General features: G+C 71.8%; 14 protein-coding genes. 13 read left to right on the top strand and 1 reads right to left on the bottom strand.

Annotation, left to right across the window (positions count from 1 at the left end; genetic code table 11):
• The first annotated feature begins 26 nt into the window (after positions 1-26).
• On the top strand, positions 27-3,899 hold the full coding sequence (locus JOD63_RS11650) for a DNA-directed RNA polymerase subunit beta' (protein WP_045275944.1): 3,873 nt from the start codon (positions 27-29) through the stop codon (positions 3,897-3,899).
• A gap of 132 nt (positions 3,900-4,031) precedes the next feature.
• A complete protein-coding gene (locus tag JOD63_RS11645; protein WP_045275945.1) occupies positions 4,032-4,640 on the top strand; it encodes a hypothetical protein in 609 nt (202 codons plus the stop codon).
• An 18-nt stretch (positions 4,641-4,658) separates the two neighbouring features.
• Here JOD63_RS11645 and JOD63_RS11640 read toward each other — a convergent pair whose 3' ends face one another.
• Entirely contained in the window at positions 4,659-5,255 is a 597-nt protein-coding gene (locus JOD63_RS11640) for a hypothetical protein (RefSeq protein ID WP_045275946.1), read from the bottom strand.
• A 144-nt stretch (positions 5,256-5,399) separates the two neighbouring features.
• Here JOD63_RS11640 and JOD63_RS11635 point away from each other — a divergent pair, with 144 nt between their 5' ends.
• The 11 genes from JOD63_RS11635 (at position 5,400) to rpsL (ending at position 22,939) form a co-directional block, all read left to right on the top strand.
• Entirely contained in the window at positions 5,400-6,485 is a 1,086-nt protein-coding gene (locus tag JOD63_RS11635) for a hypothetical protein (protein WP_045275947.1), read from the top strand.
• A gap of 1 nt (position 6,486) precedes the next feature.
• Positions 6,487-6,969, top strand: a complete 483-nt coding sequence (locus tag JOD63_RS11630) for a hypothetical protein (RefSeq protein ID WP_045275948.1) — start codon at positions 6,487-6,489, stop codon at positions 6,967-6,969.
• An 84-nt stretch (positions 6,970-7,053) separates the two neighbouring features.
• On the top strand, positions 7,054-7,707 hold the full coding sequence (locus JOD63_RS11625) for a hypothetical protein (protein ID WP_045275949.1): 654 nt from the start codon (positions 7,054-7,056) through the stop codon (positions 7,705-7,707).
• A 111-nt stretch (positions 7,708-7,818) separates the two neighbouring features.
• Positions 7,819-8,955: a serine/threonine-protein kinase gene (locus tag JOD63_RS11620; RefSeq protein WP_157004002.1), complete on the top strand. Its 1,137-nt coding sequence runs from the start codon at positions 7,819-7,821 to the stop codon at positions 8,953-8,955.
• On the top strand, positions 8,952-14,927 hold the full coding sequence (locus JOD63_RS11615; protein WP_045275951.1) for an Ig-like domain-containing protein: 5,976 nt from the start codon (positions 8,952-8,954) through the stop codon (positions 14,925-14,927). Before JOD63_RS11620 ends, JOD63_RS11615 begins: the two co-directional genes overlap by 4 nt.
• Positions 14,928-14,976: 49 nt before the next feature.
• Positions 14,977-15,942 (top strand): AAA family ATPase, encoded by a 966-nt coding sequence (locus JOD63_RS11610; protein WP_045275952.1) that lies wholly within the window; start codon positions 14,977-14,979, stop codon positions 15,940-15,942.
• Positions 15,939-17,312 (top strand): DUF58 domain-containing protein, encoded by a 1,374-nt coding sequence (locus JOD63_RS11605; protein WP_045275953.1) that lies wholly within the window; start codon positions 15,939-15,941, stop codon positions 17,310-17,312. The genes JOD63_RS11610 and JOD63_RS11605 overlap by 4 nt, the downstream gene beginning before the upstream one ends.
• A complete protein-coding gene (locus tag JOD63_RS18245; RefSeq protein ID WP_045275954.1) occupies positions 17,309-19,825 on the top strand; it encodes a transglutaminase domain-containing protein in 2,517 nt (838 codons plus the stop codon). The genes JOD63_RS11605 and JOD63_RS18245 overlap by 4 nt, the downstream gene beginning before the upstream one ends.
• A 23-nt stretch (positions 19,826-19,848) precedes the next feature.
• The gene (locus tag JOD63_RS11595; RefSeq protein ID WP_045275955.1) at positions 19,849-21,372 is read left to right on the top strand and encodes a DUF5684 domain-containing protein; all 1,524 of its coding nucleotides are present in this window, start codon (positions 19,849-19,851) and stop codon (positions 21,370-21,372) included.
• Complete coding sequence (locus JOD63_RS11590) at positions 21,372-22,244, top strand: hypothetical protein (RefSeq protein WP_045275956.1); 873 nt, start codon at positions 21,372-21,374, stop codon at positions 22,242-22,244. The genes JOD63_RS11595 and JOD63_RS11590 overlap by 1 nt, the downstream gene beginning before the upstream one ends.
• A gap of 326 nt (positions 22,245-22,570) precedes the next feature.
• Positions 22,571-22,939 carry a 30S ribosomal protein S12 gene (rpsL, locus tag JOD63_RS11585; protein ID WP_018171438.1) on the top strand — a complete coding sequence of 123 codons (369 nt, stop codon included), beginning with the start codon at positions 22,571-22,573 and terminating at the stop codon, positions 22,937-22,939.

Here is a 22,939-nt window from a genome sequence, read left to right as displayed (position 1 = left end):
TTCCGACACAGGAGAACTGAGAACTAGTGCTCGAATCAACAACTTTCGATCAGCTTCGCATCGGCCTGGCCACCGCTGACGACATCCGTCGTTGGTCCTTCGGCGAGGTCAAGAAGCCCGAGACCATCAACTACCGCACGCTCAAGCCCGAGAAGGACGGCCTCTTCGGAGAGCAGATCTTCGGACCGTCGCGTGACTGGGAGTGCGCGTGCGGCAAGTACAAGCGCGTGCGCTTCAAGGGCATCGTCTGCGAGCGCTGCGGCGTCGAGGTCACCAAGTCCTCGGTGCGCCGCGAGCGCATGGGCCACATCGAGCTCGCCGCTCCCGTGACCCACATCTGGTACTTCAAGGGCGTGCCCTCGCGCCTCGGGTACCTGCTCGACATGGCCCCGAAGGACCTCGAGAAGGTCATCTACTTCGCCGCGTACATGGTCATCTCGGTCGACGAGGATGCTCGTCACCGCGACCTCGCGATGCAGGAGAGCAACATCCGCCTCGAGCTGAAGACGCTCGCGGACCGTCGTGACGCCCGCGTCGCGGCCCGCCTGCAGAAGCTGGAGGAGGAGCTCGCCGTCCTCGAGGAGGAAGGCGCGAAGGCCGACCAGAAGAAGAAGGTCAAGGACGCCGCCGAGAAGGAGATGGCCTCGATCCGCAAGAACGCGGACGACCAGGTCACCCGCCTCGAAAAGGTGTGGGAGGACTTCCGCACCCTCTCCGTCGGCGAGCTCAAGGGCGAAGACGAGATCTTCCACGAGCTGCAGGACCGCTTCGGTCAGTACTTCGAGGCCCACATGGGCGCCGAGTCGATCAAGCGTCGCCTCGAGGCGTTCGACCTGGCCGCCGAGGCGGAGAACCTGCACCTGCAGATCGCCGAGGGCAAGGGCCAGCGCAAGATCCGTGCGATCAAGCGCCTGAAGGTCGTCAACTCGTTCCTGCAGACCGGCATGAGCCCGGCCTCGATGGTGCTCGACGTCGTTCCGGTGATCCCGCCGGAGCTGCGCCCGATGGTGCAGCTGGACGGTGGCCGCTTCGCGACCTCCGACCTCAACGACCTGTACCGCCGCGTGATCAACCGCAACAACCGCCTCCGTCGCCTGATCGACCTCGGTGCCCCCGAGATCATCGTCAACAACGAGAAGCGCATGCTGCAGGAGGCCGTCGACGCGCTGTTCGACAACGGCCGCCGTGGTCGCCCGGTCACCGGTACCGGCAACCGTGCGCTCAAGTCGCTGTCCGACATGCTCAAGGGCAAGCAGGGCCGGTTCCGTCAGAACCTGCTCGGCAAGCGCGTGGACTACTCGGGCCGTTCGGTCATCATCGTGGGCCCGCAGCTCAAGCTCCACCAGTGCGGTCTCCCGAAGCAGATGGCTCTCGAGCTGTTCAAGCCGTTCGTGATCAAGCGCCTGATCGACCTCGGTCACTCGCAGAACATCAAGGCCGCCAAGCGCGCCGTCGAGCGCACCCGTCCCGAGGTCTGGGACGTGCTCGAGGAGATCATCCGCGAGCGTCCGGTGCTCCTCAACCGTGCTCCCACGCTGCACCGCCTCGGCATCCAGGCCTTCGAGCCTCAGCTCGTCGAGGGCAAGGCGATCCAGCTGCACCCGCTCGTGTGTGCTGCGTTCAACGCAGACTTCGACGGCGACCAGATGGCCGTTCACCTGCCGCTGTCGGTCGAGGCTCAGGCCGAGGCCCGCATCCTGATGCTCGCCTCGAACAACATCCTGAAGCCGTCGGACGGCCGCCCGGTCACCCTGCCCTCGCAGGACATGATCATCGGTCTGCACCACCTGACCACGGTCAAGGAGGGCGCTGCCGGTGAGGGTCGTGTGTTCGGCTCGGTCTCGGAGGCGATCCTCGCCAAGGACGAGGGCACCCTCGACCTGCAGGCGAAGGTGCGCATCCGCGTTCCCGGTCTGACGTTCCTCGAGGGCGAAGCGCCCGAGGGCTACGAGCGTCACGGGCTGCTCGACGCCTCGCTCGGTCAGGCGATCTTCAACGACACGCTCCCCAAGGGCTACCCGTTCGTCCGCGAGCAGGCCGACAAGGGCAAGCTGTCGCAGATCGTCAACAAGCTCGCCGAGGAGTACCCCAAGGTCGAGGTCGCAGCTTCGCTCGACCGCATCAAGGACGCCGGCTTCTACTGGGCCACCCGCTCGGGTGTGACCGTGGCGCTCAGCGACATCCTCACGCCCCCCAACAAGGGCGAGATCGTCGCGGGCTACGAGAAGCAGGCCGCCAAGGTGCAGGGCCAGTTCGAGAAGGGTCTCACCACCGACGCCGAGCGTCGCCAGGAGCTCATCAAGATCTGGACCGAGGCGACCGACGAGGTCCAGAAGGCGATGCGCGACCACTTCCCGGCCGACAACACCATCAACCGCATGGTCTCGTCGGGCGCCCGTGGTAACTGGCTGCAGATCCGCAACATCGCGGGTATGCGAGGCCTGGTGAACAACCCCAAGGGTGAGATCATCCCGCGTCCGATCATCTCCTCGTACCGCGAGGGTCTGTCGGTCGCCGAGTACTTCATCGCGACGCACGGTGCCCGCAAGGGTCTGGCTGACACGGCCCTCCGTACCGCCGACTCGGGTTACCTCACCCGTCGTCTCGTGGACGTCTCGCAGGATGTCATCATCCGCGAGGAGGACTGCGGCACGTCGAAGGGCCTCGAGTTCGTCATCGCCGCCCCCGGCAGCGACGGCGTGCTGGTGCGCGACGCGAACGTCGAGAACTCGGTGTTCGCCCGCACGCTGGCGGCCGAGGTCGTCGACGCGCAGGGCACCGTCCTCGCGGCGGCCGGCGACGACGTGGGCGACGTGCTCATCGACAAGCTGGTCGAGGCGGGTGTCGAGTCCATCAAGGTGCGCTCGGTGCTCACCTGCGACTCGGCCGTCGGTGTCTGCGCGAAGTGCTACGGCCGTTCGCTCGCGACCGGCAAGATCGTCGACATCGGCGAGGCCGTCGGCATCATCGCGGCCCAGTCGATCGGTGAGCCCGGCACGCAGCTGACGATGCGTACCTTCCACACCGGTGGTTCGGCCTCGGCCGACGACATCACGCAGGGTCTTCCCCGCGTGCAGGAGCTCTTCGAGGCCCGCACCCCCAAGGGTGCGTCGCCCATCGCCGAGTCGGCCGGTCGCATCACGATCGACGAGAACGACAAGTCGAAGAAGGTCATCCTCACGCCCGACAACGGCGACGAGCCGCACGTCTACCCGGTGCTCAAGCGCGCCACGCTCCTGGTCGAGGACGGCCAGCGCGTCGAGGTCGGCCAGCCGATCCTCGTCGGCACGCTCGACCCCAAGGAGGTCATGCGTGTCATGGGTGCCCGCGAGGTGCAGAAGTACCTCGTGAACGGCGTCCAGGGCGTGTACCGCTCGCAGGGTGTGCCGATCCACGACAAGCACATCGAGGTCATCGTGCGCCAGATGCTGCGGAAGGTCACCGTGGTCGACCACGGTGAGACGACGCTGCTTCCGGGTGAGCTGGTGGACTTCAAGCGCTACCAGAACATGAACCGTGAGGCCGTGGCAGAGGGCAAGCGCCCCGCGTCGGGTCGCCCGGAGCTCATGGGTATCACGAAGGCGTCGCTCGCGACCGAGTCGTGGCTGTCGGCCGCCTCCTTCCAGGAGACGACCCGCGTGCTCACGCAGGCTGCGATGGAGGGCAAGAGCGACCCGCTCGTCGGCCTCAAGGAGAACGTCATCATCGGAAAGCTCATCCCTGCCGGAACGGGACTCTCGAAGTACCGCAACGTCACGGTCGAGGCGACCGAGGAGGCCAAGAGCGAGCGGTACCCCAACCGCATCTTCGCCTCGGACGGCGCGTACACCGATGCCGACCTGAGCTACGTCGACTTCGACAGCTTCTCGACCGACGGCGACTTCACGTCGTACAACTGAGTCTGAAGCGCTCTCGTCCGAAGGGTCCCGGGTTCTCCCGGGGCCCTTCGGCGTTTCCGGTGCGGCCGACCTCTGCGCGCCGCGACGCCCCGCCGTGGAGCCCGACGTACCGTGGAGCGAGGGGGTGGCAGGGTGGCGCGGATCGGCGGACGGAACCGCTGGATCGCCGTGCCCGTCGGGCTCCTGTGCGCCGCGGTGGTCGGCGCGCTCGTCTGGCTGGCGCTGCCGGGCATCCCCGCCGTCGTGGAGTGGACCGGTGACACGCTGCGCCGGGGGACGGCTGCCGAAGCACGCGAGGCCGAACCCACCCCTGCGCAGCTCGCGACGGACGGGCGACTGGACTGCCGGGAGCTCTACCCGTCGGATCTCTGGTCGCGGATGCTGCTCGCCCGCGACGCGCAGCTGAAGCAGGATCTGTCCGCTCCGGCCACCGCAGCCACGGGTCTCGTCGACGCGCTGACGCCGGAGGTGCGGGTCTCGTGCCGGTGGACGGGCGACTCCGGAACCGTCGCGACCACGCTCGCGTTCGTCGAGACGGATGCCGCGGCACTGGCCGATCCGGCCCTGCGCGGGCAGGGCTTCGACTGCTCGAGCGTCGACGACACCCTCACGTGCGTCCGCACCGAGGCCGGGGTGCTCGAGGAGCACGTCGTGCGCGGGCACCTCTGGCTCGCGACGACGGAGTCGACGTGGCATCCGGAGGACTACACCGAGCGCCTCCGCACCTACGTCTGGGGCTGACGCCCGGCGGGCGCGGGGTCAGCCGAAGATCGACTCCACGATCGCGGCGGTGTAGCCCGTCGGCGCCAGGTTCGAGTACTGCGTGTCGATCAGCACGCCGTCGCGCCAGTAGAGCGTGCGGCCGTCCTCGACCGGAAACTCCTCGTTCTCCCACGTCTTCTCGCACCGCGTGCCCTCGTCGGGCGTGTAGCAGGTGAAGTCCTCGTCGTCGGCGAGCTCGTTGAGCATGTCGAGCGCGGGGCCGCGCGACATGTACGCGATCGTCGTCTTCAGGTACGTGGTGTCGGCTGCCGGATCCCGCCACAGGCACACGAGCGACCCGTCTCCCTGCACCCCGGTGTCCTCACCCGTGGCGGGGTCGTTGAGGGGCACATCGGCCAGCTGGGAGCGCACGTCGTCGTCGAGCATCTCCTCGCAGTCGTCGGGGATGCCGGCGAGCGTGGTGGGGATCCCGGTGACCGTCGCGATGGGCGTCGGGTCGACGCTGCGGGTCGGCGTCGCGCCGCCCGACGCGTCTGCACCGGTGGTCGGCTCGGGCGCGCAGGCGACGAGGGCGGCGAAGGCGAGGACGACGGATGCCGCCGCCGCGGCCGCGCGGACGGTTCGGGATGCCATGCGCCCACCCTAGGCGCACCTCCTGTCCTCGCCGCGGCGGCGCGGCGCGGTCGCGCGATCACGCGGCACGCCTCCGCCGTGTGCGGGCTTCATGGGGCTAATCTCGCTAGCGGCGGGGACGGGCCCCGCGTGAGGAGTGCCCCGATGAGTGACCCCAAGTCGTCGTACGGCGAGCCGATCGAAGAGCCCGCCACCGTGGACGATGTGGTCGGCCGCGCCAACGAAGGGCTCGCCGATGCCGAGGCCGCCCGTGGCGACACTCCGGCCGCGACGGATGCCGGGGCGGATGCCGCGGCGACCGAGTCGGCACCCGTCGACGCCGAGCCCGCCGTGTCGGAGCCGGTCGCCCCGAGCGAGCCGGCCGTGAGCGAGCCCGTCGCCACCGGCGCGCCTGTCGCCGGCGAGCCCGTCGCGGACCCAGATCCGTGGAACAGCCCGGAGGCCGCGGCCCTCGACTACGAGCGCGTGGAGCCGGCGCCCGCCGCAGCCGCGCCCACCACGGTCTACGAGACGCCCGCCGAGCCGCTCGTGACGCCGAGCGAGCCGGTCGCCGACGACGCGCCGACCACCGCGTACGACGCACAGACCACGGCGTACGAGGCGCCCGCGGGTGCCTACGCCGGTGCGGCCGCCGCGAGCGCCGCCGCCGCTCCGCAGCCCATCTTCGTGCAGGCTCCTGAGGCGCCGCGTCCCCGCGGCAACCGTGGCGCGGCCGGCGCGATCGGTCTGCTGGCGGCAGTCGCCTTCGCCGTGCTCTTCTTCGGCGCGTGGATCGGGCTCTGGGCGGTCACCGGCGATGTCGCCGACTCCGCGGCGGGCGACGTCGCCGAAGCGGCGACGCTCACCCTCAGCCAGTGGGGCTTCTGGACCCCCGTCGCGCTGTTCTTCCTGGCCTTCTGGCTGCTCGGGGCGATCATCAACCGCGGCCGGTGGGGCGCGTGGGTCGTCTTCGGCCTGCTCGTCGGTGTCGCCTCCTACGGCGGCTACATCCTGGGTCAGCTCTTCCAGGCTCCGTTCTGGATGCTCACCCCGAGTGAGGGTGGCGAGGTGGTCGAGGGCGCACTCCTCGCACCGCTCGCGATCGCGGCCTTCCTCATCGGGCGCGAGCTCACGATCTGGTTCGGCGCGTGGGTCGCCGCTCGCGGCAAGCGCGTCACCGAGCTGAACGTCGAGGCGCAGCGCGAGTACGAGCGCACCCTCGAGGCCGGTCCCCAGCTCGTCCGGCAGTGACATGACGGGCCCCGCGGCTCCGGGCGGATCCGTCCGCCCGGCCGCGGCGCTCGCCCTCGCGACGATCTCTTTCGTCGCCCTGTTCATCTTCGGCCTCGGCATGACGAGCCTCGCCACCGGTGAGGACGTCATCGCGGTGCGGGGGCTCGGCCAGAGCCCGGGCATCGTCGCCGCGGTCGTGGCGACGGGCGTGTTCGCGGTTGCCCTGTGGCCGGGGCTGCGGCGGGTGCCGCCGACCTACTGGGCGGCGGCGTGGACCGCCGCGGCGACCTTCCTGGCCTATCTCCTCGCCCTCGTCGTGGCGGTCGTCGCGACCGGGGGAGACCTCGCTTCGGCCGTCGCGGTCGCCGGACGCATCTCGACGACGTGGTTCGGGGTCGTCGTCGCCGGCGCCGCCGCGGTGTGCGCCTGGGGCGGGGTGGCTCTCGTCCGCACCCGCGCGAGCCGGCCACGGTGGCCGTGGGAGGACGAGTTCGACGAGTGAGCACGCGGCATCCGTCTCCATCTGAAGATGAAGGATGCCGCAGGATCCCGGCGATCCGGCCCGCGCGGTAATACCCTGGTCAGCGTGGAGCGCTCGCTCGAGACGCAGGTGAGCCAGGCCGTCGACGCCTGGCTGCTGTGGCTGCCCCGCTGGGAGCCCTCGACCCATCGCGGTCGTGTCGCACCGTGCCGCCGCTGCCTCGGCTCGCCGGTGCTGTCGGCCGCGGGCCTCGGCTCCGACGTGCCGCACGCGGTGCAGCACGGGCTGTCGACGCGCATCAAGACGATCGTCGACCGCTCGGTCGCGGAGTACACCTCGCTCAACCTGCCGATGCTGCAGACCGAGCTCGATCAGCAGTCGGCCCGCAACCGGTCGCGCTCGTATCGGCCGGGGGAGGGCCTCGACCCCGAGTACGAGGGGTTGCCGCTGGATCCCGACCCGGTTCCGGGAGCGCCGTTCCTCTTCACGATCTCGGGTCTCGCGGCCGAGGCCGATGCCGACGTGCCGGCCCTGCCGCCGCTCAGCGAGGAGGCGAAGGCTGCTCTCCGGCAGGAGGTGGGCCTCGCCGACGACTACGCGAACATGGTCGGGCGCGAGGTGTGCACCATCCTGCTCCACCATCGCCTGCGCATCCAGGCGGCGATCACCGAGTACGTCGAACCGCAGATCACGGCCATGCTCGATGAGCTCACCCGGTCGCTCGACGCACCGTTCGACCCCCACGACCCCACAGTCTGAGTCAGACTGTGCACACGCTGTCAGTGGCGCACGGCGCGCCCTGTTAGCATTTTCGGGTTTGCGCGCCCGATCGGGAGGGCGTGCTCTTCGCTGGGGCGGATGGAGGGCGACGTGGCATCACGGCTTCCCTCCGCGCCCCCGATCCTTCCCGGGCTGGCGTACATCCGCCCCCTCGGGTCGGGCGGATTCGCCGACGTCTTCCTCTACGAGCAGGACATGCCTCGCCGCAACGTCGCGGTGAAGGTGATGCCGAGCGACGTCCGCGACCCCGAGCTGCGGCGCATGTTCAACGCCGAGGCCGACGTGCTCGCCCACCTGTCGGCGCATCCGGCCATCGTCACCGTCTACCAGGCGAGCATCTCGGCCGACGGCCGGCCGTACATCGTGATGGAGTTCTGCCCGGGGTCGCTCTCGCAGCGGTACCGGCTCGAGCGCATCCCGGTGCCCGAGGTGCTGAACATCGGCGTTCGCATGGCGAGCGCACTCGAGTCGGCCCACCGCGCGGGCCTCGTGCACCGCGACGTCAAGCCCAGCAACATCCTCGTCACCACCTTCGGCACCCCGGTGCTCGCAGACTTCGGAATCTCGTCGTCGCTCATGCACCGCAGCGACTCCGAGGTGCTGGCGATGTCGGTGCCGTGGAGCGCCCCCGAGGTCATCGCCGAGCAGACGCCCGGCACCGTCGCGAGCGAGGTGTGGAGCCTCGGCGCCACCGTCTACTCGCTGCTCGCGGGTCACAGCCCGTTCGAGCGTCGCGAGCGCGGCCAGAACACCAAGGAGCTGCTGCGCAAGCGCATCGCGCGGGCGACGTACACGCCCATCGCGCGCGCCGACGTGCCCGAGAGCCTGCAGACGCTGCTCGCCGCGTCGATGAGCCGCGACCCCGCTCGCCGGCACGGTTCGGCGCGTGAATTCGCCGAGGCGCTGCGCGCCGTGCAGACCGAGCTCGGTCTGTCGGCGACGCCTCTCGAGATCCCCGAGGACGACTGGGCGGCATCCGCGCCGGTCGACTTCTCGGACTCGGCGATGCGCGGACCGGCGCGGTCGCAGATCGTGCGGGAGGACCGGCGGAAGCTGCGCACCACGTCGGGCGTCGCGGGCCTCGCGCGCGATGAGGACACCGAGTTCTCGGCCCCGTCGCGGCAGCGGGCGAAGGCGATGCCGCTCGTCGTCGGGGTCATCGCCGGGGCTGTGGTCACTGCGGCGGCGATCGTCGGCGCGCTGCTGCTCACAGGGACGCTCGGATGAGGAGACGCACCGTCATCGGGCTGTCGGCCTCGCTGGCCGCGGTGGCCCTGGTCGTCGGCGCCACCGTCGTCTGGCCCGGACTCGACGCGCAGGAGACGCCCGAGGTCGACACCGCGGTGTGGGCTCTGCAGACCGGCGAGGGCAAGCGCTACGCGCGGGTGAACACCGCGGTCGGCGAGCTCGACACCGTCCGCAGCATCAGCAACCCCGACCAGGTCGTGCAGTCCGGCGACGCCGCCTACATCTTCAGCGACAGCTACAGCAAGGTCACCCGCATCGACGAGGCCCTGCCGATCGACCTCGACGACGAGGCTCTCGAGTCCTCGGCATCCACGCCGGCAGGCACGACCGACGTGTCGACCGCCGACGGGTATGTCGCCTATCTCACCGACTCGGGCGCGGTGTACGCCGGCCGGATCGAACAGGGCGACGTGGCGCAGCTCGACCCTTTCCCGAGCGACGACGAGGACGCCCCGCAGTACACGGCCGACGCCATCGCCGTCGACGAGCGCGGGATGCTGTTCGCCTATTCGCGGGCGGATGCCTCGGTGCTCCGGTACGACCTCGCCGGCGACGAGGTCGCCGGTCGCGACCCGTTCGAGCCCGACGGCCTCGCCGCGCCTCTCGTCACGGCCGCGGGCGACACGTGGGCGGTCGTCGACGCCGAAGACGGCGAGGTCTGGCTGCGCGATGTGCCGGGATCGGCGCCCACCCCGACGACGGGGACGGTGGTCGTCGGGCAGCCCGTCGCCGACGGGACCGCGGTCTACGTCGCCGGTGAGACGTCGCTCGTGCGGGTGCCGGCAGACGGCTCGGGGCCGGCCCTCGAGGAGGGGACCGAGGACGGCGTCGTGCTCGGCACGCCCGCGGAGCCGGTGCAGCACGACGGGGTCGTGTACGCCGCGTGGCTGCCGCAGGGCGAGGCCGCGGGTCAGCTGTGGGGCTCCGACGGCACCGCCGAGACGCTCGACTACCGCGGCAGGCCGATCTCCGACCAGCGGCGGCCGGTGTTCGTCGCCGGCGGCTCGTCGATGATCCTGAACGAGCTGCGCTCCGGGTGGGCGTGGTCGGTCCCCGACGGTGCGCTGATCGCGTCGAGTCAGGACTGGTCTCTCGACGACCAGACGAACCCCGACGCGGTGCCCAGCGACGAGCAGCTGCAGGTGGTCCTCGATCCGAAGCCTCCCGTGGCGGAGCCCGACGCCTTCGGGGTTCGCGCCGGAAGCCTCTCCGCGCTCCAGGTGCTCCTCAACGACCACGATCCGAACGAGGACGTGCTCACGATCGACCCCACGTCGGTCGGCGGCCTCGAGCCCGAGTTCGGCACGGTCTCGATCACCGACGACGGTCAGCGGCTGGCCGTGCGCGTCGAACCCGACGCCACGGGGTCGGCGACCTTCTCGTATGCCGTGACCGACGGAACCGCCGAGAACGGACTGACCTCCGAGCCGACGACCGTGACGCTGAACGTCGCCGGCGCGGACGCCGAGTCCGCCCCGGTGTGGTGCGGTGTGGACGGATGCCTCGTGGAGTGGCCCGAGCCCGAAGTGGCCCTCGGCGGCACCGTCACGGTTCCGGTGCTGTCGGGCTGGGTCGACCCGGAGGGCGATCCGCTGCTGCTGCTCTCGGTGACCAATCCGTCGGGCGGAGGCAGCGTCGCGGCCACTCCGAGCGGCGACGTGGTCTATCAGCACAGCGATCGCGGCGGGGGGAGCGAGGAGCTCGTCGACCTCGTCGTGACGGTCGCCGACACGCAGGGGCAGACGGCGCAGAAGTCGCTCGTCGTCCGCGTGTCGCCGCAGCCCGCGCTCACGGCCCAGTCGTTCGCGATCACCGACACCGTTCAGTCCGGCATCACCGTCGATGTGGCCGACCATGTCACGGGGACGGCCGGCACGATGTCGCTCGAATCGGTGCGCGTGCTCGACGACGCCTCGGCCACAGCCACGATCGTCGGCGGCTCGACCTCGTTCGACTTCAGCGCGAAAGCGCCGGGCACCTACCGCGTCGACTTCACGGTGGCCGACGAGGACGGGTCGGATGCCACGGCCACCGCGCGGATCACCCTGCTCCCCGAGGACGCGCCGGCCCAGCTGGCCACGGCGCCCGTCGTCGCCTTCGTGCATCCGCAGGAGGACGCGACGCTCGACGTCTTCGACGTCGTCTCCAATCCGACCCGCCGCGTGCTGCTGCTGAGCGACGTCGTCGCCGATGCCGACGCCGGGGCGACCCTGACCGTCGACGCCGTCGGCCAGAACAACCTGCGCGTGTCGGGGACGACCGAGGACGGCGGCCCGGGGCGACTGGGCACGGTGCGCTACGTGGTCAGCGACGGCACCGACGACGAGGGTGCGCGCGTCGAGGGGGAGGCGACGGTGTACCTGCTGCCGTCGGCACCCGACCTCGCGCCGATCGCGGTCGACGACTCGATCGTCGTGCGCGCGGGGGCGCAGATCGACATCCCCGTCCTCGACAACGACATCTCCCCGGCCGGCGGCCGTCCGACCCTCAACCCCGCGACCGTCGCCTCGACGACCGAGGACGCCCTCGCGTTCGCATCGGGCGACGTGCTGCGCTACCTCGCACCCGACGAGCCGGGGGAGTACGCGGTCGACTACTCGGTGTTCACGCCGGGTGCCCCGGCGCTGGCCGACGGCGCGCGGGTGCGCGTCCGGGTGATCGACGACGAGGCGAACCGGGCGCCGGCGGCCGACACCCTCGAAGGTCGCGTGCTCAGCGGGCAGTCCGTGCTCATCCCCTTCGACGGATTCGGCATGGATCCCGACGGCGACGTCGTCACCCTGGGACGCGTGGTCACTCAGCCGGAGCGCGGATCGGCCACGGTCGCCGCCGACGGATCGGGGATCCTCTACACCAGCGTCCCCGGCGACAGCGGCCAGCGCTCGTTCCGCTACCAGGTTGCCGACGCGTTCGGCGAGACGGCCGAGGGGACCGCGCGCGTCGGCGTGCTCGATGCCGAGGCGAACCCGAGCCCGATCACCTTCACGGACTACGTGCAGGTGCAGGCGGGCGAGGAGAACAGCATCCGCGTGAGCCCGCTGGCCAACGACGTCGATCCGACGATGGGCGAGCTGTCGATCACCGCGGTGCGCCCCGACGCCCCCGTGGCGCTCATCGACGGCAGCGACAACCCGGAGTACGCGCGCTGGGACGAGCGGCTGCTCGACGTCGACGACACGACCGTCGTGATCGCCGCGGGCGAGGAGCCTGCGACGATGTCGTTCCTCTACGACGTCGAGTCGTCGTCGGGCAACACCGGCCGCGGTCTCATCGTGGTGAAGGTCGTGCGCGACGTGGTCCCCGACTACCCCGTCGTCACCGACACCACCCTCACGGTCGAGACCCGCGACGACTTCGTCGGCGGTGTCGACGTGCTCGCCGACAAGGTCACCTGGTCGGGCGGAGACGTCTCCGACCTCGAGCTGTCGCTCTGGGGCTCGCCCGACGGCGTCACCGTGTCGGGGTCGACGCTGCGGGGCGACCTGCCGGCGGCCTCGCGCCTCATCCCGTTCGCCGTGACGGGCGAGGGCCTCGCGGGCGAAGTGACCAGCTACGGGTTCCTGCGGGTGCCCGGCGACGATGACGTCGCGCTCGCCCTCCGCGCCGGCGCCCCCTCTCCGCAGGTGCAGGAGCTGGCATCCGCCACCTTCGACATGGCCGAGCTCGTCGCCGCCCCGCGCGGCAGCACGATCGAGATCGGCGAAGACGTGCAGGCCTCGGGCGCCCGCACCGAGGCAGCGTGCGTGGTCGAGTCCGGCACCGTGCTGCGCTACGACGCCGGAGCCGGGGCGCCGTGGGTCGACGCGTGCCGGGTGCCGGTGCGGCTCACCGGGGAGGACGAATGGACGTACCTGTCGGTGCCGATCATCGTCGAGCCCCTCGACCCGCAGCCCGAGCTCCGGCCGGCCTCGATCACCGTCGGCCCCGGTGAGACGGTCAGCTACGACCTGCGCGACATGACCACGTGGCAGCTGCGCGAGGACTGGGAGGGTATCGAGTACGCCTTCGAGCACACCGGCGCGGCCTTCACACTGACGCAGCAGGGCTCGATCCTCACCGTCGTCGGCGCCGACGCGGCAGTGCCGGGTGTGGAGGAGACCGTCGTCGTGTCGGTCACCAGTCATCCCGCCGTGACGCCGGCGCGCCTCATCCTCCGCGTCGGCGCGGCGCCGTCGACGCTGCCGCAGGGCGGCACGCTGGTGCAGCAGTGCTCGCAGGCCTCCGGCGCGTCGTGCACCCTCGACGTCATCGGCGCCTCCGGCGAGGTCAACCCGCTCCCGGGCACGCCTCTGGAACTCGTCGAAGTCCGCCCCACGGGCAGCTGCACCGGCGTGTCGTTCGCACTCGCCTCGGCGACGGCCGTGACGGCATCTTGGACCGACGACGCACCCGGCGCGACCTGCACCGCGTCGTTCTCGGTGCGCGACGCCCAGGGCCGCGTCACGAGCTCGGAGCGCGACGGCCGCGTGACCCTCGACCTGCTGGGCTTCCCGAAGTCCGCAGCGAGCGTCGCGCAGATCGCGTACGACGACGGCACCGTCACGCTGCAGGTCGACCCGGGCGACGCACGTCTCGCCTACCCGGCGGTCGAGGGCTTCATCGTGCGGGTCGGCGGCGACGAGGTGGCCCGCTGCGGCGCCGACGGCGCGTGCCCGCCGATCTCGGCTCCGAACGGCGAGCAGCGCACGTACGAGGTGTGGGCACTCAACGCCGTCGGCGAGTCGGCCGAGAGCGTGCGCACGACCGCGTGGGCCTACAACCCGCCCGCGTCGCCGCAGAGCGTGTCGTGGTCGCCGGTGGTCACCTCGGGTGACGGGGGAATCGTCTCGCTGGTCATCGACGGGGTGGATGCCGCGCAGACCGGCACGCTCGAGATCGTGAGCGCCGCCGGCGAGACCCAGCGCGTCGCCGTCGGCCGCAACTCGGAGCGGATCGAGGTGCGCAGCTTCCGCGTGGGCTCCAACTCGTCGACCCCGGTGGCGATCACGCCGCTGTCGCGATTCTCGCTTCCGCCGGGCCTCGGCGGCGTCGCCAACGGCCAGACCGTCACGATCTCGGCCAACGGCGTCGGCGCCCCGCTCAACCCCGCCCTCACCGTCACAGCGCGCTCGTCAGACGACGGGTACGTCACCGTCGACGCGATCGCCACCGCGCAGCCCAACGGCACCGGGTCGGAGCTGCGCTACAACATCGTGCTCTACGACGACCGGGGCTCCTGCGACCCCGTCGCCGGCGGCGACCGACGCTCGTTCACCGGGCTCGAAGACGGCCGCGAGTACCGTTTCCTCGTCTGCGTCGAGTCCTGGTACGGTTCGGACTCGTTCGGCTCCGCCACCGCCGAGGCGACGGTGCGGGCCGAGCAGAGCCCAGACGCGCCCGCCGGGTACACCTTCACCGTGGCTCCCACTCCCGTGATCGACGGGCAGCAGGCCCGCTGGCGCATCACCGACACCCCGCGCTCCGACCAGAAGCCGCCGCGCCTCAACGACGTGCGGTTCGAGAACTGGGGGCCGGGAACCTCGGTCTACGACCGCGACCCGGGCATCCGCGTCTACTATCGCCACCGGTTCTGGGGCACGGAGTCCGCGCGCGGCGCCGTGACACCGGCGGCGGGCAGCGCCCCGTACCAGGTGCAGGCACGCTGGTCGATCGACAGCTGCGTCGCCGGATCGACGCTGTCGCTCGGCAGCTCGTCGAGCAACGGCGACGCCGCCGTCGCGTGGTCCGACGCCGCCCTGGTCTTCTACGACGACGACGACACGGCGCTGGCGTACACCGCGGGCAGCTGGGTGGTGCCGGCGGGCGCTGTTCGGGCCGAGGGTGCGCAGGTGACCGTCTCGTGGAACGCGGCGTGGAACCTGAGCCCGACCACCCAGTCGGTCTCGAGGACGTGCGACCCCGGCCCCGAACCGGAGCCCGAACCCACACCGACCCCCACGCCGACACCGTGATGACCGGCCCCACGACGACTTCCGCCCCGAGCACGAGCGAGGAACACGCATGACGATCACCCAGGAGCAGGCCGACTGGTTCGCGCAGACCTTCGGCCAGATCGCCGACAACGTCGAGCGCGCCGTGCTGGGCAAGCGGCACGTGGTCGAGCTCGTGCTCACCGCGATGCTCAGCGACGGCCACGTGCTCCTCGAAGACGTTCCCGGAACCGGCAAGACCTCGCTCGCGCGCGCCATGGCGCAGTCCGTCCAGGGGACGAACACGCGCATCCAGTTCACCCCCGACCTGCTGCCGGGCGACATCACCGGCATGAGCGTGTACGACCAGAAGGAGGGCGTCTTCGAGTTCCACGCCGGCCCGATCTTCGCCAACATCGTGCTCGCCGACGAGATCAACCGCGCGAGCCCGAAGACGCAGTCGGCCCTGCTCGAGGTGATGGAGGAGGGGCACGTCACCATCGACGGCGTCTCGCGCCCGGTGGGCGTGCCGTTCGTGGTGCTCGCGACCCAGAACCCCGTGGAGCAGGCGGGCACCTATCGCCTCCCCGAGGCGCAGCTCGACCGCTTCATGATGCGCACCTCGCTCGGCTACCCCGACCACGCGGCGACCGTGCGCATCCTCGACGGAGCCGCGACCGCGACGGCCGACCTGGTGCCGATCATCACGCCGCAGGCGCTGGTGGGGATGGCGGATCTCGCGGCGCAGGTCTACGTCGACGCGCTCGTGCTCGACTACATCGCGCGCCTCGTCGACAGCACGCGCGCCGCCGACGAGGTGCGACTGGGCGCGAGCATCCGCGGCGCCCTCGCCCTCACCCGGGCGACGCGCACCCGCGCTGCCTCGCAGGGGCGCACCTACGCGACACCCGACGACGTGAAGGCGCTCGCGGTGCCGGTGCTCTCGCACCGGCTCATCCTCCACCCCGAGGCCGAGTTCGACGGCGTCACCCAGGAGACGGTCATCGGCCAGGTGCTGCTCGACGTGGCACCGCCCAGCAGGCGCGAGGCCGTATGAGCCTCACCGAGTCGCGTCTGACCCGCACCTCCCAGTCCACCGGCACCGCCGGACGAACGCACGTCACCTCGACGAGCGTCACGTCGGCGCGCCGCGGACGGGCGGTCGTGAGCGCCGCCGTGTGGGCGACGCGCGCGTGGCGGGCGGCCGGCTCGGGCATCCGCGAAGCCGCCACCTGGACGGCCCGCACCGTGCGCCCGCCGGGCGTGCTGGTCGCGGCGGCGGCGACCGTCGGGCTCGTGCTCGGCATCGTCTTCGGCTGGGTCGAGTGGATGGTCGCCGGCACCGCCTCGCTCGTGCTGCTGGTCGCAGCGGTGCCCTTCCTCTTCGGCGCGCGCTCGTACGACGTCGACCTCTCGCTCGCCCACGAGCGGGTGGTCGCCGGTGACGGTATCGTCGGCGAGATCGTGGTGCGCAACCACGGGCATCGGGCCACCCTGCCGGGCCGCATCGACATCCCGGTCGGTGCGGGACTCGTCGAGTTCGGTGTGCCGCTGCTGCGCCCAGGACACACCATCGCGCAGCCCCTCGACATCCCGGGGCTCCGCAGAGGCGTCATCTCGGTCGGCCCGGCGACGACGGTGCGCAGCGACCCGGTCGGGCTCCTCCGCCGCGAGAACTCGTTCGAAGACGTGCACGAGGTCTTCGTGCACCCCCGCACCGTCACGATCCCGTCCACGAGCGCCGGTCTCATCCGCGACCTCGAGGGTGGGCCGACGAGGCGCCTCGTCGACAGCGACATGTCGTTCCACGCCATCCGCGAGTACGCCCCGGGCGACTCGCGGCGGCAGATCCACTGGCGGTCGACGGCGAAGACCGGGCGTCTCATGGTGCGTCAGTACGAGGAGTCGCGCCGCTCCCGCATGGCCGTCGTGCTGGCCGTCGCCGAGAACGAGTACGCGGATGCCGACGAGTTCGAACTCGCCGTGTCGAGCGCCGCGTCGCTCGGCCTCCGTGCCGTCCGCGACGCGCGCGACGTGCAGATCGCGGCGGGTTCCGAGATCCCCCGCGTCGTGCGCGGGCGCCTGCGCGCCATCCGCCACATCCCGGCGACCGCCCCGCGTCCCATGCTCGACGGCTTCAGCGGCATCGACCTGCTCGAGAGCACCATGCCGGTGCGCGACGTCTGCCGCCTCGTGTCGGAGTCGGGGGAGCGCCTGTCGATCGCCTTCGTCGTGGTCGGATCCCAGGTCACGCTCGGTCGCCTGCAGCAGGCCGCCCTCGCCTTCCCCGCCGACACCGCCGTGGTCGGAGTGATCTGCGACGAGCGGGCGCATCCGCGCATGCAGACGCTGTCGGGGCTCACGGTGCTCACGGTCGGCACCCTCGACGATCTGGCCGGACTGCTCCTGCGCGGGGCGACATCGTGAGCGCGACGAGGCGCGAAGCCGCCGCCGCGTCCGCCGCCTCGGGCGATGGGACCCCGCGGATCGCCGCAGGCGCCGTCCTCGCGGGCGTCACAGCCGTCGTGGCGGGCGTCGCCGCGTGGCCGATCTACGGCGCGGGCGGCTTCGTGCTGCTCGCCGTGGTCTGCGCGGTGGTCGGCGCGGGCATCGCGGCGGTCGCGCAGTGGCGGCGGTGGCGCGGGTGGAGTGTCGCCGCGTGCCTCGCCGGCGCCGTGCTGCTGCTCGGCGTGCCCCTCGCGGTGCCGTCGCGGCTGGGCGCACCCGCCGAGATCCTCCGGGGCCTCGGCGAAGTGCTCTCGGGGCTCGTGCTCGGGTGGAAGGACCTCATCACGGTCCAACCGCCTGTCGGGACGTATCGCAACCTGCTCGTGCCCGCTCTGGTGGTCTTCCTCGTGGGCACATGCGTCGTGCTGCGCCTGGCCTGGCGGGTCGACCGGGTCGCCTATGCGGCCGTGCCGGTCGCGCTCGCGATGGTGTCGTTCGGGTTGTTCTTCGGCCGCGCGAGCGTGAGCGAACCGCTCCGGCTCGGCCCTGTCACCCTCTACGCCCCCGTCGAGACGGCGATCGGCCTGATCGAACTGGTGGTGTGCCTCCTGTGGCTCACCGCGCGGGCCCATGCGGAGCGCGTGCGTGCGCTGCAGCGGGCCGCGGCATCCAGCGGTGTCCGCATGTCGGTCCGCACGACGCGCACCGACCGGCGGCGCACCGCGCTCGCCGCGTCGATGCTCGTCGGCGCGCTCCTCCTCGCCGGCGCGGCGGTGCCGTACGCGGCCCGCGACGCCGATCGTGACGTGCTGCGGTCGGCGATCGGGCCTGACATCGATCTCTCGGCCGAGCCGAGTCCGCTGTCGCGCTACCGGTCGCTGTTCTCCGACGGCGCGGACGACGTGATGTTCACCGTCGCCGCAGCCGACGGCGAGCTGCCCGATCGCGTGCGCATCGCGACGCTCGACGCCTACGACGGCGAGGTGTTCCGCACCGGCGGCGACGGGGCCGTCGACGACGGGCGCTTCGTGCGCGTGCCGTCGACGCTCGACGCCGGCGAGGGCGAGCAGGTCGCGGCGACCATCACGATCCGCGAGTGGGACGACGTGTGGATGCCCACGGTCGGGCACCTGGAGGACGTCGACTTCGGCGGTGATCGGGCGACCGCGCTCACCGACCGGTTCTACTACAGCGTGTCGGCGGCAGCCGGCGTGCAGACCGCCGGCGGCGGGCTGCAGTCGGGCGACACCTACGTCGTGCGCGGTGTCGAGCCTGCGTCCCCCGCGCTCGACGCGGTGCGCGCGCCCGGGGGCACGGCATCCGACATCGCGATCCCCGACAGTCTCACGACGTGGGTCGACGAGCACGCCTCGGGGGCGGACGGCGCGGCGCTCGCCGGCCTCGTCGACCTCATCCGCTCCCGCGGATACCTCAGCCATGGGCTCGACAAGGAGGCCGAGTCGACGGCCCTGTGGACCGCCGAGCTCTCGGACTACGTCTTCCAGCCGAGCGCCTCGGGGCATTCGCTGGCGCGCATCGACTCGATCTTCACCCGGCTGCTCGAGCGCGAGACCGATACCCGCGCGGAGTCGACCGGCAACTACGTGGCGGCGATCGGCGACGACGAGCAGTTCGCCGTCGTCGTCGCGCTCATCGCCCGCGAGCTCGGCTTCCCGGCGCGCATCGTGCTGGGTGCTCGCCTGGCGTCGGACGACCCCGATCTGCCGGTCTGCGAGGCGGGCGTGTGCCGAGCGCAGGACCTCGCCGCCTGGGCGGAGGTGCAGGGCGACGACGGTGCGTGGGTGCCGATCGATGCGACGCCGCAGCACGCGATGACACCCAGCCTCGACGTGACCGAGCAGCGCGACCCCGAGAACGTGACCGAGGTGCGCCCCGACACGATCGAGGAGGTCGTGCCGCCCGATCCGTCGCAGGAGGACTCCGCGGCCGACCGGACGGATGACGACGTCGCGGGCCCCGACCTCGCGTGGCTGCTGCCGTTCCTGCGCGTCGCGGGCGTGACCGCGCTGATCCTCCTCCTCGCATTCGGCCCCTTCCTCGTGGTGATCGCGGCGAAGGCTGCCCGCCGACGCGGGCGCCGACGCGCGAAGACACCGGCCGCGCGGATCGCCGGCGGGTGGGAGGAGTACCGGGATGCCGCACTCGATGCCGGCCGCGACGCGCCGCGCGCGGCGACCCGTGGCGAGCAGGCCGCGGTGTTCGCCACCCCGGCTGCGACCACGCTCGCGCAGGACGCCGATCGCGCCGTGTTCTCCGACGCCTCCATCGACGCCCGAGTTGCGGGAGACTACTGGAGAGCAGTAGACATCGAACGCCGGATTCTGCGACGCGAACGCGGATTCTGGCGCGGCGCGGTCTCGACCGTATCGTTGAGATCGTTGCTGCTTCCGCTGGCGCCCGAGCCGGGCGTCCGCGTGCGAACCACCGAGAGGGGGAGACGACGGGCGGAGCCCGCGCGTCCGACGTCATGAACGACACACAAGCTGCTGGGGCCGTGTTCGGCACGTTGATCATCGTGCTCTTCTACGCGGCGGTGTACGTCTGGGCCTCACTCGCCTTCGCCGCCGTGTTCCGCAAGTCCGGCGTCGAAGGCTGGAAGGCCTGGGTGCCGATCCTCAACACCGTCGTGCTGTTCCAGCTCGCCGGCCTCTCGCCGTGGCTGCTGCTGCTCCTCCTCGTCCCGGTGCTCGGACAGATCGCGTTCCTCGTCGTCTTCGCGATGGCGATGTACCGCCTGAGCGTCGCGTTCGGGTACGGCATGGGCATGGCGGTGCTCGGATTCCTGCTGTGCCCGGTGTGGGCCACGATCGTCGGTTTCGGAAGCGCCCGCTGGGTGGGTCACGAGACGGTCGGCAGCGGCGTGCGCCGCGCCTCGAGCGCGATCGACGATCCGCCGCCGCTTCCCACCTTCACCGCACACACCTCGGCCACCGTGGACGTCTCGGGTTTCGCACCGCGCACGCCGGTCTATTCGCCGGTGCCGCCTGCGCCCACGGCCGATTCGGCCGAGCCGGGCGAGCCGCCCGCGACTCTTCCCCGCTCGGTTCAGGCGCCCGCCGCCGGCTGGGCGCCTCCGCCCCTCCCGAGCGGCCCTGCCGACGCGGCATCCGGGATCCCGCCGATCCCCCCGATTCCTCCGGCGCCGGTCGCCGCAGACGCCGCGGCGGCGGTGCCCGCTGCTGCTGCCCCCTCCGCCGCGTCGCCCGCCGAGGCCGCACCGGCTCCGGTGTCCGCGGCGGCCCGCGCCCGCGCAGCGGCACCTGAGGCGCAGCCCGTAGACGACCCGTGGCTCGACCTGCCCGCCGAGAGCACCGACCTCACCGGCGAGGTCACCGCGGCCGAAGCCGGCGCGCCCGCCCCCATCGCCGCTGTTCCGTCGGCCCCGGTGTCGGCCGTCGCGCTGCGCGCCGACGAGATCGCGGGCTATGCCGGCGACCTGCCTCCGGTGACCCGCGTGCCCGGCGGCGTCATGCGCGCCCCCGCGGCCGAGCCGTGGGCGCCCCAGGAGTCCGACGGCGAGGCGGATGCGTTCCCCGAGAGCTCCGGGCCGGTCTCGGCGATCGCCGGTGCTCCGGATGCCGGGTCTCCCCGGTCGGCAGCCGGCGCGGTGTCGGCCCAGCACGTGCGGCCGGAGGTTCCCGAGACGCCCGAGGACTTCGACGAGACCGTGGTCGCCGCGCGCCGCCGGACCAAGTGGTCGCTGGTGCTCCCGGCCGGCTCGCCCGTCGAGCTGACCGGCGAGATCGTGCTGGTGGGGCGTCGCCCGGCGCGCAGCACCGCGTATCCGGGCGCCCAGCTCGTCGTCGTCGACGACGGCACGGTCTCGCGGACCCACCTGCGACTCGAGCGCGACGGCGACCAGTGGTCGATCACCGACCTGCAGTCGACGAACGGCACGGTGCTGCTGGCCGATGACGGCTCGGAGCGCGAGATCGCGCCGGGCACCGCCCAGCCCGCCCCCCAGCGCTGGCTCGCGGGCGACGCCGAGCTGCGGCTCACCAACGACACCGCGTCCTGATGTCGAGCGAGGTCGGCGACGGGCAGCACGAGGCCGTGCCCTCCGGACGCCGCGCTGCCCGCGCAGGTCGCGGCGCGCCCGCCGAGCAGGCCGACGGGGTGGATGCCGTCGACCCGATCGACGAGTCCACCCGGATCGTCGTTCGCCGCCTGGCGACGGTCGAGCCCGTCGACTCCGATGAGCTGGCCGACGACACCCTCCTCGTGACGCGGCGTCGCGCGCCATCGCGGGTCGGGACCGAGGACGACGTCGCCGACGAGACGCTCCTCGCGACCCGTCGCCGAGCCCCTGCCGTCGCCGGGGAGGCGCCCGTGTCCGCCGGTGCGCCCGTCGATGAGCCACCGGCCGACGAGACGCTCCTCGCCACGCGCCGTCGTGCACCCGTCGCCGGTCCGCCGACCGCCGCGGCGCCCACGACACCCGTCGATCCGATCGACGACGCGACCGTGATCTCCACGCGCGGAGCCGGCGAGCCCGACTCCATCCCCGGTACCGCGACCGTCGCCGACTCCTCGACGGGATCGGAGGAGCACACCCGGCTCGTCTCGGTGCGCCGGTCGCCGTCGCCTGCGTCGCCCGCGGGCGCGGCATCCGTCCCCTCCGTCTCGCCCACCCCGTCTCGCGCGTCGTACGAGCCCGACGCGGCGGCTCTGAAGGCTCCCGTCGCCCCGCGGCGGGCCGCGCCGGTGATGGTGCAGCGAACGGTCGTGCGGCCTCCGAGCGCCGGTCCGGTCGCCGACAGCGTCGAGATCGCGCACGAGGAGCACGGCCGCTCCCGCCGCCGGGTCGTCGTCATCGTGATCGTCGCAGCGGTGGTCGTCGTCGGGGCGCTGGCGGCGCTCGCAGCGGTGCTCGTCGCCGGACTCGCCTGAGCGCTCCGCACGCCCGCACCCGCGCGGCTGCGGGCGACACGGCCCACGTTTGCCCGGTCGGGTAAAGCCAAGTATCATAGATCGGGTGTGCGCCCGTGCGCGCCATCCGACGTGCCTTGGCGTGTCGGGCGGAGCGAGCGGAGCACCATCTCAGGGATCGACCTGCGAACAGGTCGCCCCCACGGCATATCCACCACACGACTGCGCGAAAGTCATTCTGCCGCGCCGGTGGATACATGTGAGCCCGCGGTGTCACGGAACGAAAGATCCGGATGCAGCGGGGGAGACACGAACGCTGTCACCGTGCAGCACAACAAGGAGAGAACGTGCCAACCATTCAGCAGTTGGTTCGCAAGGGCCGCTCGCCGAAGGTCTCGAAGACCAAGGCGCCCGCCCTGAAGGCGAACCCGCAGCAGGCAGGCGTGTGCACCCGCGTGTACACCACCACCCCCAAGAAGCCGAACTCGGCGATGCGCAAGGTCGCTCGTGTGAAGCTCCGCAACGGGACCGAGGTCACGGCCTACATCCCCGGTGAGGGCCACAACCTGCAGGAGCACTCGCTGGTGCTCGTCCGCGGCGGTCGTGTGAAGGACCTCCCCGGTGTCCGCTACAAGATCGTCCGTGGTGCACTCGACACCCAGGCAGTCAAGAACCGTAAGCAGGCTCGCAGCCGCTACGGCGCGAAGAAGGGCTGA

The sequence above is a fragment of the Microbacterium terrae genome (assembly GCF_017831975.1).
In the GTDB taxonomy this organism is placed as follows: Bacteria; Actinomycetota; Actinomycetes; order Actinomycetales; family Microbacteriaceae; genus Microbacterium; species Microbacterium terrae.
Note: the sequence above shows the minus strand (reverse complement) of the source record. Positions and strands in the feature narration are given on the sequence as shown.